General features: G+C 57.5%; 13 protein-coding genes. 7 read left to right on the top strand and 6 right to left on the bottom strand.

Features of this window, described 5'->3' with window-relative positions:
- Positions 1 to 35: 35 nt before the first annotated feature.
- The 5 genes from alaS to mltB form a co-directional block, all read right to left on the bottom strand.
- Positions 36 to 2,663, bottom strand: a complete 2,628-nt coding sequence (alaS, locus tag KW828_RS05950) for an alanine--tRNA ligase (RefSeq protein ID WP_218335541.1) — start codon at positions 2,661 to 2,663, stop codon at positions 36 to 38.
- 129 nt (positions 2,664 to 2,792) lie between these two features.
- Positions 2,793 to 3,299: a recombination regulator RecX gene (gene recX, locus KW828_RS05945; RefSeq protein ID WP_218335540.1), complete on the bottom strand. Its 507-nt coding sequence runs from the start codon at positions 3,297 to 3,299 to the stop codon at positions 2,793 to 2,795.
- A 71-nt stretch (positions 3,300 to 3,370) separates the two neighbouring features.
- Positions 3,371 to 4,435 carry a recombinase RecA gene (gene recA, locus KW828_RS05940; protein ID WP_088221527.1) on the bottom strand — a complete coding sequence of 355 codons (1,065 nt, stop codon included), beginning with the start codon at positions 4,433 to 4,435 and terminating at the stop codon, positions 3,371 to 3,373.
- Positions 4,436 to 4,524: 89 nt separating this feature from the next.
- Complete coding sequence (pncC, locus tag KW828_RS05935; RefSeq protein ID WP_218335647.1) at positions 4,525 to 5,022, bottom strand: nicotinamide-nucleotide amidase; 498 nt, start codon at positions 5,020 to 5,022, stop codon at positions 4,525 to 4,527.
- Positions 5,023 to 5,151: 129 nt separating this feature from the next.
- On the bottom strand, positions 5,152 to 6,234 hold the full coding sequence (gene mltB / locus KW828_RS05930) for a lytic murein transglycosylase B (protein WP_218335539.1): 1,083 nt from the start codon (positions 6,232 to 6,234) through the stop codon (positions 5,152 to 5,154).
- 271 nt (positions 6,235 to 6,505) lie between these two features.
- On the opposite strand from mltB, the gene srlA reads away from it, so the two are divergent.
- The 7 genes from srlA (at position 6,506) to gutQ (ending at position 11,505) form a co-directional block, all read left to right on the top strand.
- Positions 6,506 to 7,069 carry a PTS glucitol/sorbitol transporter subunit IIC gene (gene srlA / locus KW828_RS05925; protein ID WP_218335538.1) on the top strand — a complete coding sequence of 188 codons (564 nt, stop codon included), beginning with the start codon at positions 6,506 to 6,508 and terminating at the stop codon, positions 7,067 to 7,069.
- Positions 7,066 to 8,019, top strand: a complete 954-nt coding sequence (locus KW828_RS05920) for a PTS glucitol/sorbitol transporter subunit IIB (RefSeq protein ID WP_218335537.1) — start codon at positions 7,066 to 7,068, stop codon at positions 8,017 to 8,019. Before srlA ends, KW828_RS05920 begins: the two co-directional genes overlap by 4 nt.
- A 13-nt stretch (positions 8,020 to 8,032) precedes the next feature.
- Entirely contained in the window at positions 8,033 to 8,395 is a 363-nt protein-coding gene (gene srlB, locus KW828_RS05915; RefSeq protein WP_218335536.1) for a PTS glucitol/sorbitol transporter subunit IIA, read from the top strand.
- 14 nt (positions 8,396 to 8,409) lie between these two features.
- Positions 8,410 to 9,189 carry a sorbitol-6-phosphate dehydrogenase gene (gene srlD / locus KW828_RS05910; protein ID WP_218335535.1) on the top strand — a complete coding sequence of 260 codons (780 nt, stop codon included), beginning with the start codon at positions 8,410 to 8,412 and terminating at the stop codon, positions 9,187 to 9,189.
- A gap of 158 nt (positions 9,190 to 9,347) precedes the next feature.
- A complete protein-coding gene (gutM, locus tag KW828_RS05905; protein WP_218335534.1) occupies positions 9,348 to 9,707 on the top strand; it encodes a transcriptional regulator GutM in 360 nt (119 codons plus the stop codon).
- Positions 9,708 to 9,773: 66 nt separating this feature from the next.
- On the top strand, positions 9,774 to 10,547 hold the full coding sequence (locus tag KW828_RS05900; protein ID WP_218335533.1) for a DNA-binding transcriptional repressor: 774 nt from the start codon (positions 9,774 to 9,776) through the stop codon (positions 10,545 to 10,547).
- The gene (gene gutQ / locus KW828_RS05895) at positions 10,540 to 11,505 is read left to right on the top strand and encodes an arabinose-5-phosphate isomerase GutQ (RefSeq protein WP_218335532.1); all 966 of its coding nucleotides are present in this window, start codon (positions 10,540 to 10,542) and stop codon (positions 11,503 to 11,505) included. Before KW828_RS05900 ends, gutQ begins: the two co-directional genes overlap by 8 nt.
- Here gutQ and norR read toward each other — a convergent pair.
- Positions 11,502 to 13,025 (bottom strand): nitric oxide reductase transcriptional regulator NorR, encoded by a 1,524-nt coding sequence (norR, locus tag KW828_RS05890; protein ID WP_218335531.1) that lies wholly within the window; start codon positions 13,023 to 13,025, stop codon positions 11,502 to 11,504. The two genes, gutQ and norR, sit on opposite strands and share 4 nt — an antisense overlap.
- Positions 13,026 to 13,194: the final 169 nt, after the last annotated feature.

Raw genomic sequence — 13,194 nt, 5'->3', positions numbered from 1 at the left:
CTGAGTCATGGCATTTGCCTGCGCTTTTTCGTTATTTACAGCTTCGCACTTACCCAGCCTTTAACGCTGGCCAGTGCTGCGGGAAGCGCTGACGTATCAGTACCGCCGGCTTGCGCCATATCCGGTCGACCGCCCCCTTTGCCCCCCACTTGTTGGGCTACCATTCCTACCAGTTCCCCTGCTTTCACGCGGTCGGTCACATCCTTAGACACACCCGCAATCAGAGAAACCTTACCCTCTGCGACCGTAGCCAGCACGATTATAGTAGAACCTAACTGATTCTTCAGATCGTCGACCATGGTACGCAGCATCTTCGGCTCAACGCCAGCCAGCTCACTCACCAGCAGCTTCACGCCATTGATTTCTTCGGCTTTACTGGACAAGCTTGCGCTCTCCAGTGCGGCCTGTTGTTCTTTCAGGTGCTGCAGCTCTTTTTCAAGCTGACGCGTTTTATCCAGCACGCTGCGCACTTTCTCGCCCAGGTTCTGGCTGTCGCCCTTCAGCAGCTGCGCGATGTCATGCAGCTGGTCACTTTCAGCATGCAGGCTGGCAATCGCCCCTTCACCGGTTACCGCTTCGATACGACGCACACCTGCGGCGGTGCCTGACTCAGACACAATGCGGAACAGGCCAATGTCACCGGTGCGTGAGGCATGAGTCCCGCCGCACAGCTCCGTTGAGAAATCGCCCATGCTCAGTACGCGCACGTGGTCATCATATTTCTCGCCGAAAAGCGCCATTGCGCCCTTCGCCCGCGCAGCTTCAAGTTCCATGATGTTGGTTTCGATCGGCAGGTTACGGCGGATTTGCGCGTTCACCAGATCTTCGACCGCACGGATCTCTGACGGTTTCATCGCTTCGAAATGCGAGAAGTCAAAGCGCAGGATCTTATCGTTTACCAGCGAGCCTTTCTGCGCCACATGCGTGCCCAGAACTTCGCGCAGCGCGGCGTGCATCAGGTGTGTCGCCGAGTGGTTCAGACGAATACGTTCGCGGCGAGCTTCGTCAACTTCGGCTTTCACGCCATCGCCCACGTTCAGCACGCCGGACGCCAGTTTGCCCTGATGACCAATCGCCTGACCGTACTTCTGCGTATCGCTTACGGTAAAGGTGAAGCCATTGCCTTTCAGCTCGCCCTTATCGCCAACCTGACCGCCGGATTCAGCGTAGAAAGGTGTTTTATCCAGCACCACTACCGCGTCCTGACCGGCCGCGAGGGTATCCACCGCTTTACCGTCCACAAAGAGCGCAGTAACTTTCGCCGTCAGTTCGAGATTGTCGTAGCCTTTGAATTCCGTACTGCCATCAACGCGGATCATCGCATTGTAGTCGGCACCAAAGCCGCTGGATTCACGCGCACGACGGCGCTGCTCTTCCATTGCGGCTTCAAATCCCGCTTCGTCCACTTTCAGATTACGCTCACGGCACACGTCGGCGGTCAAATCCACCGGGAAGCCGTAGGTATCGTACAGACGGAAGGCGGTTTCACCGTCCAGCGTATCGCCGGTCAGTTTCGACAGCTCGTCGTCCAGCAGCGCCAGACCACGTTCCAGCGTACGGGCAAACTGCTCTTCTTCGGTTTTCAGCACCTGCTCAACCTGCGCCTGCTGGCGTTGCAGATCTTCACCTGCCGCGCCCATTACGGCAATCAGCGGACCGACGAGTTTGTAGAAGAAGGTGTCTTTCGCGCCCAGCATGTTGCCGTGACGAACCGCGCGACGAATGATGCGGCGCAGCACGTAGCCACGGTTTTCATTCGACGGAAGCACACCATCCGCAATCAGGAAGGCACAAGAACGAATATGGTCGGCAATCACGCGCAGGGATTTGTTGCTCAGATCCGTCGCGCCGGTCACGTTTGCCACGGCTTCGATAAGTTTGCGGAACAGATCGATGTCGTAGTTAGAGTTCACATGCTGCAGTACCGCGGCGATGCGCTCAAGGCCCATCCCGGTATCCACGGACGGCTTCGGCAGCGGTTCCATGGTGCCATCGGCCTGGCGATTGAACTGCATAAAGACGATGTTCCAGATCTCAATATAGCGGTCGCCGTCTTCTTCCGGGCTACCCGGAGGTCCACCCCAGATGTGATCGCCATGATCGTAGAAAATCTCGGTGCACGGGCCGCACGGACCGGTATCACCCATCTGCCAGAAGTTATCAGAAGCATACGGCGCGCCTTTGTTATCACCAATGCGGATGATACGTTCGCGCGGAATGCCGACTTCTTTTTCCCAGATGTCGTACGCTTCGTCGTCAGTCGCATACACGGTCACCCACAAACGCTCTTTCGGCAGGGCGAACCAGTTTTCACCGGTCAGCAGTTCCCATGCGAATTGAATGGCTTCGTGTTTGAAATAATCGCCAAAGCTGAAGTTACCCAGCATTTCGAAGAAAGTATGGTGACGCGCGGTGTAACCGACGTTTTCCAGGTCATTGTGTTTACCGCCCGCACGCACGCAGCGCTGCGAGGTCGTTGCGCGGGAATAATTACGCTTGTCGAGACCAAGGAACACATCCTTGAACTGGTTCATCCCGGCGTTGGTAAACAGCAGAGTCGGGTCGTTATTTGGTACCAGGGAGCTGCTGGCAACTACCTGATGGCCCTTACTATGGAAAAAATCGAGAAACGCCTGACGGATCTCAGCGGTGCTCTTGCTCATAATTATCCTGGAATCAAGCTAACGTATTATCGTAGCCAGCAGTTGACGGCTTACGAACCGCCGCCAACTACCGGAAAAAGTGGGAATAAGATAAGTTTTCTTTACTGCGAAGTAAAATCCCGTATGCAGTCAATCATCAAAATTTCGCCACAACGCCTGAATATCTTCCATCATAAAGCCGCGGTACATCAGAAATCGCTGTACTTTCACTTTCTCGGCAAAGGCGGTGGGCAGCGGCTCACCATATTTACGATACGCCTGCTCGCGGGCCATCGCCGTCCAGTCAATGTCGCATTCCCGCATCGCTGCCTGCGCCGCTTCGCGGCCAATGCCTTTCTGGTTGAGCTCCTGACTGATGCGCGACGGGCCATAGCCTTTGCGGCCCCGGCTGGCAATAAACTGGCGGGCAAAACGATCATCATCAAGGTAGCGGTTTTCAAAGCACCAGTTGACGACGTTATTAATATCGTCTTCGCTGGCATCCACCGGTTCCGGCCCGCTTTTGGTCATAATGGGGGCGGTGAGTTTGCGGCGAAACTCCTGTTCGCTGTGGTCGCGCATGGCGAGGATACGCATCGCCCGATCCAGTAACCGGGCGTAGGCAGAACGACGGGGCGTCGTATCAGAATCAGACATAGCACACCTGCTGGGGATGAAATAGCAAAAGGGCTGCATAAGCAGCCCTTTTTATCGGTTACATAAGATTATCAGAAATCTTCGTTGCCTTCTTTGGCATGTTCATCGTTGTCATCAACGGTGAAATCAGGCTTGGAATCAGGATTACTGAGCAGGGTGTCACGCACCTTCTTCTCAATTTCCTTCGCCGTTTCCGGGTTCTCTTTCAGCCAGGTCGTTGCGTTCGCTTTACCCTGACCGATCTTCTCACCGTTATAGCTGTACCATGCACCGGCTTTCTCGATGAACTTCTCTTTCACGCCCAGGTCAACCAGCTCGCCGTAGAAGTTAATCCCTTCACCGTAGAGGATCTGGAATTCAGCCTGTTTAAACGGTGCGGCGATCTTGTTCTTCACCACCTTCACGCGGGTTTCACTACCCACCACGTTATCGCCCTCTTTCACCGCACCAATACGGCGAATATCAAGACGTACAGAGGCGTAGAATTTCAGCGCGTTACCGCCAGTGGTGGTTTCCGGGTTACCGAACATCACACCAATTTTCATACGGATCTGGTTGATGAAGATCAGCAGCGTGTTGGACTGCTTCAGGTTACCCGCCAGCTTACGCATGGCCTGGCTCATCATACGTGCCGCGAGGCCCATGTGAGAGTCACCGATTTCACCTTCGATTTCGGCTTTCGGGGTCAGCGCGGCAACGGAGTCAACCACCAGCACGTCTACCGCACCTGAACGCGCCAGCGCGTCACAGATTTCAAGCGCCTGCTCACCGGTATCCGGCTGAGAACACAGCAGGTTATCAATATCCACACCCAGCTTACGTGCGTAGACAGGGTCCAGCGCATGCTCGGCATCGATAAACGCACAGGTTTTACCCTGACGCTGTGCTGCGGCAATCACCTGCAGCGTTAAGGTGGTTTTACCTGAGGATTCCGGCCCGTAGATTTCTACGATACGGCCCATCGGCAAACCGCCTGCGCCCAGTGCAATGTCTAAAGAAAGCGAACCGGTGGAGATAGTTTCCACATCCATGGAACGGTCTTCACCCAGGCGCATGATGGAGCCTTTACCGAATTGCTTTTCGATCTGGCCCAGTGCTGCCGCCAACGCTTTCTGTTTGTTTTCGTCGATAGCCATTATTACTCCTGTCATGCCGGGTAAAGCAGGTGGTGCTCAACCGGGAATTCTTAACTGTTGCGGTAATTATACTGTATGCTCATACAGTATCAAGTGTTTTGTAGAAATTGTTGCCATAGCGTTTGCAGGGCATACGCCGTGGCCTGACGCCGCACGTTTTCGCGGTCGCCGCTAAAGCATTCACAGCGGGTGATGCCCTCGCCTGCGGCGCTGGCAAAGCCAAACCACACGGTGCCGACAGGCTTGTTGGCCGTGCCACCATCCGGTCCGGCGATGCCGCTGACAGAAATCGCATAATCCGCGCGGGCGGCTTTAATCGCGCCAATCGCCATCTCAACCACCACCGGCTCGCTCACCGCACCATGCTGTTCCAGCGTGGCGGGTTTAACGCCAATCATCTGCGATTTGGCCTCGTTACTGTAAGTGACAAATCCCCGCTCAAACCAGGCGGAGCTGCCCGGAATATCGGTAATAACTTTCGCCACCCAGCCGCCGGTGCAGGATTCCGCGGTGGTCACGGTCGCGCCCCGCGCTTTCAACGCCTGCCCGATGCGCTCGCTTAAATGCATCAATTCACTGTCTGTCATCATGACTCCCGTAAGTGAATAAAAACATGGCAGACAAGATAGCATCTTCTCATCAAAGGTGGGGGCGAGAGGTCTATTTTACGAGGGGGCTTCAGAAAAAAGGCCAGCGGGTGCTGGCCTTTATCGTGATTACTTAATACGCGCCAGCGCCACCGTCTGGCCCAGCTGCCAGACCGCCATCGCATAGTGCGTGCTGTGGTTATAGCGGGTAATGGCGTAGAAGTTCGGCAGACCGTACCAGTATTCATAGCCGGTGCCGACATCCAGGCGCAACAGGCTCGCTTCCTGATGATTACCCAGCGATTGCTGCGGCGTTAAACCTGCCGCCGCCAGCTGCGCAATGCTGTATTTGGTTTTGAAGCCGTTAGCCAGACCCGGTGCCTGACCGTTAGCCGGCACCGCTACGACATCACCTTTCACCCAGCCATGCTCTTTGAAATAGTTCGCCACGCTGCCGATGGCATCCTCCGGATCCCACAGGTTGATATGCCCGTCGCCATTAAAATCAACGGCATACTCTTTATAAGAGGACGGCATAAACTGCCCGTAGCCCATCGCACCCGCAAAGGACCCTTTCAAATCGAGCGGATCGTCGCTTTCATCGCGCGCCATCAGCAGGAAGGTTTCCAGCTCAGAGGAAAAATACGCGGCCCGGCGCGGATAGGCGAATGACAGGGTTGCCAGCGCATCCAGAATGCGGGTTTTCCCCATCACGCGGCCCCAGCGGGTTTCCACGCCGATAATGCCGACGATGATTTCCGGCGGCACGCCATACACCTGCCACGCGCGATTCAGCGCATCTTCATACTGATCCCAGAACGCTACACCGTTTTGCACGTTATCCGGGGTGATGAACTGTTTGCGATAACGCAGCCACGCGCCGTTTGGTCCTGACGGCACGCTGGCGGTCGGCGCCTGGCGGTCCATCAGACGCAGCACGGAATCGAGGCGCTTCGCCTGAGAGAGGATCTCGTGCAGTTGCTGACGGTCAAAACCGTGTTTGCTGACCATCATATCGATGAACTGTTCAGCCGCCGGATTGTTGGCAAAATCACCGGCCGGATTGAGCATAGTATGCTGCGGCTCCAGCAGGAATCCGCCTGAAGGCGGCGTGCCCGCGGTAGCGGGAGCCTGAGTGGTTTTCGGTTTACTGCTACAGGCAGAGAGCAGGACCAGCACAGGTAAAAGAGCTGCGTAACGACGCTTAAACATGGGACATCCATATAAACATAACGAATTCGGCGAGAGGGAATTATGGTAAAGCATCTTCCTCTTCACAAGGAAGCAGCAAAGAGAAGTCTGCGCAACATAATCCCCTCTCCTCAGAAAACCTTGCAAAACGAACGTAAAAATCCTCGCCACGTCGCATAATCTTTCATTTTGATCATTTTATCTTTCACAATGAGATCTAAATAACACTTTTAAACCTTTCAAAGTGATTATTATGAGCACCACGACAGACCTAACCCTGGAGGAGAAAAAAATGATCGAAACCATCACGCACGGTGCCGAATGGTTTATCGGACTGTTTCAGAAAGGTGGCGAGGTATTTACCGGCATGGTGACGGGTATTCTGCCGTTGCTGATCAGCCTGCTGGTGATCATGAACGCGCTGATTAACTTTATCGGTCAACAACGGATCGAACGGCTGGCGCAGCGCTGCGCGGGCAATCCCGTCTCGCGCTACCTGCTGTTGCCGTTCATTGGCACCTTTGTGTTCTGTAATCCAATGACGCTCAGCCTGGGCCGGTTTATGCCGGAAAAATACAAGCCGAGCTACTACGCGGCGGCGTCCTACAGCTGCCACTCAATGAACGGCCTGTTCCCGCACATCAACCCCGGCGAGCTGTTTGTCTATCTGGGCATCGCCAGCGGCCTTACCACGCTGGGTTTACCCCTCGGCCCGCTGGCGGTGAGCTACCTGCTGGTCGGCCTCGTCACCAACTTCTTTCGCGGCTGGATCACCGACCTCACCACCGCCATTTTTGAGAAGAAAATGGGTATTCAACTGGAGCAGTCCGTCCGCCTGGCAGGAGCAACATCATGACGCGCATTGTGATTGAAAAAGGCACTGGCGGCTGGGGCGGCCCGCTGATGATTGATACCACCACGGCGAAAAAGATCGTCTATATCACCGCCGGAACGCGCCCGGCGATCGTTGACACGCTGGCGCAGCTTACCGGCTGGCAGGCGGTGGACGGTTTTAAAGAAGGAGAACCGCCGGAAGAAGAGATCGGCGTGGCGGTGATCGACTGCGGCGGCACGCTGCGCTGCGGGATCTACCCGAAACGCCGTATCCCGACGGTGAATATTCACGCCACCGGCAAATCCGGCCCGCTGGCGCAGTACATCACCGAAGACATTTATGTCTCCGCCGTCAAAGTAGAGAACATTCGCCACGAGCAGGCGACGACACCCAATCCTGCGCCGCGGGAGTATGACACCAGCAAGAAGATCACCGAGCAGAGCGACGGCCTGCTGGCGAAGGTCGGTATGGGGATGGGCTCGGCAGTGGCGGTGCTGTTTCAGGCCGGACGCGACACCATTGATACGGTGCTGAAAACCATCCTGCCATTTATGGCGTTCGTGGCGGCGCTGATCGGCATCATCATGGCGTCGGGGCTGGGGGACTGGATCGCTCACGGCCTGGCTCCCCTCGCCAACCAGCCGCTGGGCCTGGTGACGCTGGCACTGATCTGCTCTTTCCCGCTGCTGTCGCCGTTCCTCGGTCCAGGGGCTGTGATCGCGCAGGTGATTGGCGTATTGATCGGCGTGCAGATTGGCCTCGGGCACATTCCCCCACACCTTGCCCTGCCCGCGCTGTTTGCGATTAACGCACAGGCAGCCTGCGACTTCATCCCGGTCGGCCTGTCGCTGGCGGAAGCACGCCAGGACACGGTGCGCGTCGGCGTCCCTTCCGTGCTGGTCAGCCGCTTTCTTACCGGCGCGCCCACCGTGCTGATCGCCTGGTTTGTTTCAGGTTTCATCTATCAATAAGAGGTCATACACGATGTCCGTGATCTACCAGACCACCATCACCCGCATCGGCGACAGCGCCACAGAGGCGCTGGACGAGCAGATGCTGATCACCTTTCGCGAGGGTGCGCCTGCCGACATTCAGGCGTTCTGTTTTATCCATTGCCACGGCGACATGCACGGCAGCCTGCAACCCGGCGCGGTCCTCGAGCTGGGCGCGCAGCGCTATCCCGTGACCGCAGTGGGCGCGGTGGCCGAAGCAAACCTGCGCGAGCTGGGTCATATCACCCTGCGCTTTGACGGGGAACGTGAAGCGGAATACCCCGGTACGGTGCATGTCGCCGGGCCGGTACCCTCGGCGATCCAGCCGGGCTGCACCTTTAAATTTACTGCGTAGTTGAGGAGAAAAGTATGGATCAGGTTGCCGTTGTCATTGGCGGAGGACAGACCTTAGGGGCGTTCCTGTGCCGTGGGCTGGCCGCAGAGGGGTATCGTGTGGCGGTGGTGGATATTCAGAGTGATAAAGCCGCCAGTACCGCACAGCAGATCAACGCCGAGTTCGGCGAAGGTAAGGCGTACGGTTTCGGGGCCGATGCCACCAGCGAACAGAGCGTGCTGGCGCTCTCAAGAGGCGTGGACGAGATTTTTGGTCGCGTCGATTTGCTGGTGTATAGCGCCGGGATCGCCAAAGCGGCCTTTATCAGCGACGTCGAACTGGGGGATTTTGACCGCTCATTGCAGGTGAATCTGGTGGGCTATTTCCTCTGCGCCAGGGAGTTTTCACGACTGATGATCCGCGACGGCATCGCCGGGCGCATCATCCAGATCAACTCGAAATCCGGCAAAGTGGGCAGTAAACACAACTCGGGCTACAGCGCTGCCAAGTTCGGCGGCGTGGGGTTAACCCAGTCACTGGCGCTGGATCTGGCGGAGTACGGCATTACCGTGCATTCACTGATGCTCGGCAACCTGCTGAAATCACCGATGTTCCAGTCGCTGATCCCGCAGTATGCCAGCAAGCTCGGCATTCCCGCCGAACAGGTGGAGCAGCACTACATTGATAAAGTCCCGCTCAGGCGCGGCTGCGATTATCAGGATGTGCTGAACCTGCTGCTGTTTTACGCCAGCCCGCTGGCGTCCTACTGCACCGGGCAGTCGATCAATATCACCGGCGGTCAGGTGATGTTCTGAGTTCATTCCCCGGTGGCGCTGCGCTTACCGGGGCTACCTCCCGGCATGAAAGGGATAAAATCGTAGGCCGGGTAAGGCGCAGCCGCCACCCGGCATGAAAGGCATAAACCCCCAGGCCGGGTAAGGCGCAGCCGCCACCCGGCAATTAAGGAGTCACTATGGTAACGGCACTCATCACCCTCGCCGCCATCGCCTGGATCGGCCAGCTCGCGCTGGGCGGCAGGCAGATCCGCCAGTTTAACCGTGCCTTTGAGCAGCTATGCCAGCGTGGTCGGGTCGGCGTCGGGCGCGCAGGCGGTCGTTTCCGGCCCCGCGTGGTCATTGCCGTCGCGCTGGATGAACAGCTGCGCGTGACGGATACCTTATTGATGAAAGGGCTCACGGTTTTCGCCCGTCCGCTAAAAATTGCCGCGTTAACCGGCAAACATCGTGATGAATTACACCCTGATGTGATCTTTCCCCATGATCCGCGCTGTCAGAATACTCTATCATTAGCGCTTAAAATGAAACATGGATAATTTCGTTGTGAACGCTTTTAGCTTGCGAAATTATCATTTCGCACTTTCACGCAGGGTCCAACGCCTATGAAACCACGTCAGCGCCAGGCCGCTATTCTCGAACATCTGCATCAGCGGGGTAAATGTTCGGTCGATGAACTGGCGCAGCAGTTTGACACCACTGGCACCACCATCCGCAAAGATCTGGTGATCCTCGAACATGCCGGTACCGTGATCCGCACCTACGGCGGCGTCGTGCTCAACAAAGACGACGCGGATCCGCCTATCGATCATAAAACGCTGATCAACACCAGCCAGAAAGCCCGCATCGCCGAAACGGCGGTGGGATTTATTCACGATGGTGATTCGCTGATCCTCGACGCGGGCAGTACGGTGCTGCAAATGGTGCCCCTGCTCAGCCACTTCAATAACATCACGGTGATGACCAACAGCCTGCACATCGTTAACGCTCTGTCAGAACTCGACAACGAGCAGACCATTTTGATGCCAGGCGGCACCTTCCGTAAAAAATCCGCTTCTTTCCACGGCCAGCTGGCGGAGAACGCCTTTGAACATTTCAGCTTTGATAAGCTGTTTATGGGCACCGACGGCATCGATCTCAACGCCGGCGTCACCACCTTCAACGAAGTATTCACCGTCAGTAAAGCCATGTGCAACGCCGCCAGGGAAGTGATCCTGATGGCCGACTCATCAAAGTTTGGTCGCAAAAGCCCGAATATCGTCTGTAGCCTGGAAAGCGTGGACAAACTGATCACCGACGCGGGAATTTCTGATGAATTCCGCGCCGCCTTAGAAGACAAAGGAATCGACGTGATAATTGCCGGAGAGAGTCATGAGTGAACAACTGTTAAACACCGCCCGTCAGACGCTGCTGCTGGAATTACAGGAAGCGAGCCGTCTGCCGGAACGCCTGGGAGAGGACTTCGTCCGTGCCGCCAGCGCCATTTTGCACTGTGAGGGCAAAGTGATTGTCTCCGGCATTGGCAAATCCGGGCACATCGGTAAAAAGATCGCCGCCACCCTCGCCAGCACCGGCACGCCAGCCTTTTTTGTCCACCCGGCGGAAGCGCTGCACGGCGACCTGGGCATGATTGAAAGCCGCGATCTGCTGCTGTTTATCTCCTATTCCGGCACCGCTAAAGAGCTGGATCTGATCATTCCGCGGCTGGAAGAAAAAGGCGTCGCGCTGCTGGCGATGACCGGCAAATCCCGCTCCCCGCTGGCGCTGGCCGCCAAAGCCTGGCTGGATATTTCGGTGGAGCGCGAAGCCTGCCCGATGCACCTTGCGCCGACCTCCAGCACCGTTAATACGCTGATGATGGGCGACGCGCTGGCGATGGCGGTCATGCAGGCACGCGGTTTTAACGAAGAGGATTTCGCCCGCTCGCATCCGGCGGGGGCGCTGGGCGCACGACTGCTTAATAAAGTGCATCACCTGATGCGTACCGACGACGCCCTGCCGCAGGTGCAGCTCGACACCAGCGTGATGGACGCCATGCTGGAGCTAAGCCGCACCGGGCTGGGACTGGTGGCGGTGTGCGACCGTGCGCAACACGTTCAGGGGGTATTTACCGATGGCGATTTGCGCCGCTGGCTGGTGGGCGGCGGCACGCTGGACGCCGCGGTGCAAGACGCCATGACGCGAGGCGGCATCACGCTACAGGCGCAGAGCCGCGCCATTGATGCCAAAGAGATCCTGATGAAGCGTAAGATCGCCGCTGCCCCGGTGGTGGATGAACACGGCGTGCTCACCGGCGCGATTAACTTACAGGACTTCTACCAGGCGGGCATTCTCTAGCCCTTCAGCCCCAGACGCTTCGCCAGCCGGTGCAGGTTGGCGACGTCCATCTCCAGCGCCCGCGCGCTGGCCGCCCAGTTCTGATCGTGAGCGCGCAGGGCATTCTCAATCAGCCGGCGCTGAAAATCTTCTGTCGCCGTTCGCAGGTTCAGCGCGGCGTCGTTCACCGGCACGCTGATGGTGGCCTGAGCAGCAGGCACGGCCTCATCACTGAAAGCAAAGTGATGCGCTTCCAGCACCACCTCCTCCCCTGCCCGTGTCGCCCGCGCCAGCACTACCGCGCGATGAATGGCATGTTCCAGCTCGCGAACGTTGCCGGGCCAGCCGTAGGCCAGCAGCTGCGCCCGCGCGCCGGGGCTGAGCACCACCTGCGTCAGCCCCAGCCGCATCCGGCACTGCTCGCAGAAATAGCCCGCCAGCAGGATCACGTCCTCGCCCCGCTCCCGCAGCGGCGGCACGAACAGCGGAAAGACGCTCAGGCGGTGGAACAGATCGGCGCGAAACCGCCCCGCCAGCACTTCCTCACGCAAATCGCGGTTCGTGGCGGCCAGCACCCGCACATCCACCCGCAGGCTGCGATCATCGCCAACGCGCTGAATATCGCCATACTGCAATACGCGCAGCAGCTTCGCCTGTAACGCCAGCGACAGCTCGCCGATCTCATCGAGGAACAGCGTGCCGTTATCGGCCATTTCAAACTTACCGCTGCGGTTGCTGATCGCCCCGGTAAACGCGCCTTTTACATGGCCGAACAGTTCGCTTTCGGCGACGCTTTCCGGCAGCGCCGCGCAGTTTAAATAGACCAGCGGATTGACCGCCCGTGGCGATCCGCTGTGGATCGCCTTCGCTACCAGCTCTTTACCGGTGCCGGTTTCGCCGCTAATCAATACGTTGAGATCCGAGGCGGCAACAATATCGATCTCTTTTTTCAGCTGCTGCATCGCCGGGGCAAGGCCGATCATCTCCTGCCCGCGTTCCGTCGTGAAGCTGCTCTCCCCTGCGGGCAGTACGTTCTGACTTTCCAGCTGGGCAATCAGCAGGGCGTTATTCAGCGCTCCGGCCACCAGCGCAGCGATCAGGCGCAAAGCCTCGTCGCTAAAGCCGTCGAACTGATCCGGCGCCATGCCGTCGAGGGTCAGCGCGCCGATCAGCTTCTGCCCGGCAAACAGCGGCAGGCCCAGACAGGCATGTACTTTCAGGCTCTCCTGACCGGGGATCAGCCCGTCGTAGGGATCGGGCAGATCGCTGTCTGCGGGAAAGCGCACCACATCGCCGGCGCGGGCAATCGCCTCCAGCCGCGGGTGCCCGGCAAGGGAAAAGCGCCGCCCCAGCACGTCCTGCGCCAGCCCGTCGATGGCCAGCGGAATAAACTGATGCGCCTCGTAACGCAGCAGCGCCGACGCATCGCAGCCCAGCACCTGGCGCAGCGTGGCGATCAGCCGGGAAAAGCGATCCTGATGACCAATATCGCTTTGCAGTTCAATGGCGATTTTCGCCAGCGCTTCCACGGAAAAACGCATACCCACCTCACAGTCATTTTGACAATCTACAATGTCATATTGACCATAAAATTCATAGTCATTTTGACAAAACCTATTTGCCGCGGTCTTATCAACCAATTGATTTATATGACAATAAGAAACTGGCACGCATCTTGATATAGCTCAGTCATCTTTCTCAAATTCAGCG

The sequence above is a fragment of the Enterobacter sp. ENT03 genome (genome assembly GCF_019218745.1).
GTDB lineage: Bacteria > Pseudomonadota > Gammaproteobacteria > Enterobacterales > Enterobacteriaceae > Enterobacter_D.
Note: the sequence above shows the minus strand (reverse complement) of the source record. Positions and strands in the feature narration are given on the sequence as shown.